Source organism: Dietzia sp. B19, assembly GCF_014145155.1.
In the GTDB taxonomy this organism is placed as follows: domain Bacteria; phylum Actinomycetota; class Actinomycetes; order Mycobacteriales; family Mycobacteriaceae; genus Dietzia; species Dietzia natronolimnaea.
The window spans coordinates 1-1,519 of the sequence record NZ_JAALED010000456.1; the positions used below are offsets into that span (position 1 = coordinate 1).

Here is a 1,519-nt window from a genome sequence, read left to right on the forward strand (position 1 = left end):
CCGGGGCGAACCCGCGCGCCCGCGCCGAGCGGATCATCCGCTCGGTGAGCTGGGCGTCGGCCTCGTCCGCCAGCGGGTGCAGTGAGCGTGCCCCCTCGGCGACCAGCCGCCCGCCCACGTACACGTGCGTGAGGTTGCGCAGCGAACAGGCCAGGACGTACGTGGCCACCGGGTCCCAGATCGGCCCGGTGGCCGGGGCGGTGGGATCCACGACCAGCAGGTCGGCGTGCTTGCCCACCTCGATGCTGCCGATCCGGCCGGACAGGCCGAGCGCCTCCGCGCCACCCAGGGTGTGCATCCGCAGCACCTCGTGCGCGGCCAGGACAGAGGCGTCGGAGTGGACGGCCCGCTGGGTGTAGAGGCCGATGCGCATGTTCTGGAACGGGTCGGAGACGTCGGTGCAGGACTGGTCGTCGAGCCCCATCCCCACCCGGATCCCCGCGGCCCGGTACCCGGCGACGTCGGCGATACCGGATCCCAGCCGGCCGTTGGAGGTGGCCTGCCAGATCACGGCCGAGTCGGTCTCCGCCACGCGGCGGACCATGTGGTCCGTGGGGTGGACGAAGTGGCCGAAGGAGAAGGCGGGGCCCAACACCCCGGCGTGGTCGTACCAGTCGAACTTGGCCCGCTGCACCTCCAGGTGCTCGGCGGTCTCCACGAAGTGCGCCTGGTTGCCCACACGGTGGGTCGCCATGGCGTGCCGTTCGCGTTCGGCGGTGACCGGCGAGGACGACCACTGCACCGACCCGAACACCGATCCGCCCAGATCCAGGTCCCGGGGGACCGTGCGCTGGCGGTGCTCGGTGACGTGGGCGAACGCCTCGAAGCACTCGGCCTCGGGCAGCTGCTCGTCGTCCAGCCGGGTCGAGGTGACGCACCGCAGTCCCGAGTCGGCCTGCGCGTCGATCTGTCGCGTGAGGAACTCGACGTCGTGGACCCGCTCGGCGACCAGGGTGGAGGTGGCGTGGTCGAACACCGCCACCACCCGGCTCTGGGTGAAGTTGTAGGCGCTGGTCACGCCGTTGCGCAGGAAGTCCAGGCAGCCGGCGAGGGTGAACCAGTACAGGTCCTCGGCCTCGGCCCCGACCATCATCTCGCCCATCCGTGAGACCCACCCGTAGAGCGTGTCGTCGGGGGCGATGCCGCGCATCCCGGCGGTGAACAGGTGGCTGTGCGCGGAGACGAACCCGGGCGCCAGGATCGACCCACCCAGGTCGTGGACGGTGCCGGGCAGTCCGGGCGGCGGATCACCGGCACCCAGCGCGGCGATCAGCCCGTCCTCGTCGACGTGGACCCAGCCGTGGAACCACGGCGGGGCGTCGGCTGCAGTCGTTCCCGGGGTCGTCGTCACGGGGATGACGAGCGCATCGGTGAAGGTGATCATGAGGGGTCTCTCGTTCTCGGGGCGGCGGCAAGGGTTGGGCGCGCGCGGTCGGCGCGGCGTGTCAGCCCGGGAGGTCCTCGGCCAGCCAGCCGCCGGGACGCAGGTGGAACCGTCGGCGGTGTGAGGGCGCGTCGG

Annotated in this window: 1 protein-coding gene; it reads right to left on the reverse strand. The window is 72.2% G+C overall.

Annotation, left to right across the window (positions count from 1 at the left end; genetic code table 11):
• Positions 1 to 1,384, reverse strand: a 1,384-nt coding sequence (locus G6020_RS12800) for an amidohydrolase family protein (protein ID WP_182610885.1), incomplete at its 3' end; no start/stop codon positions are given.
• Positions 1,385 to 1,519 lie beyond the last annotated feature (135 nt).